We start from the raw sequence: 565 nt of genomic DNA, 5'->3' as shown, positions 1-565 counted from the left end.
GAAGGCCGCCGGCTACTACGTCGCCGGCATCTCCCGTGAGAAGGCATCCGGCGCACTCGCCGACCGGCCTGAGCTGCTGCGCATGATCGGCGACCTACAGCCCGGCGAGGTGGTCATTGCCGAGAAGATCGACCGCATCAGCCGCCTACCTTTGCCCGAGGCCGAGCGCCTGGTGGCCTCGATACAGGCCAAAGGCGCACGCCTAGCCGTCCCTGGCGTGGTCGATCTATCCGACCTGGCGGCCGAGGCCCAGGGCGTCGCCAAGATCGTGCTGGAAGCCGTGCAGATCATGCTTTTTCGCCTGGCCTTGCAGATGGCCCGCGACGACTACGAGGACAGGCGCGAACGCCAGCGCCAAGGCATTGAGTTGGCCCGCCAGGCCGGGCGGTACAAGGGCCGCCGTGCTGATCCGAAGCGCCGCGCCCAAGTTGTCGCGCTGCGCAAGTCCGGCTACAGCATCAACAAGACCGCCGAGCTGGCCGGGTACAGTGCGGCCCAGGTGAAACGGATATGGGCCGAGGTCAGCCAGGCCGAAGCGAAGCAGCACGGCGCGTTCGTGGAGGAC

1 protein-coding gene is annotated in these 565 nt (G+C 67.6%); it reads left to right on the top strand.

Going from position 1 to position 565, the window contains the following annotated elements; translation table 11 throughout:
- A partial coding sequence (locus FK529_RS19830) for a recombinase family protein (protein ID WP_146564363.1) occupies positions 1–565 on the top strand: 565 nt, incomplete at both ends.

This window comes from Tsukamurella asaccharolytica, assembly GCF_007858435.1.
GTDB classification, from domain to species: Bacteria; Actinomycetota; Actinomycetes; order Mycobacteriales; family Mycobacteriaceae; genus Tsukamurella; species Tsukamurella asaccharolytica.
This window is presented reverse-complemented; position numbering and strand designations above follow the sequence as displayed.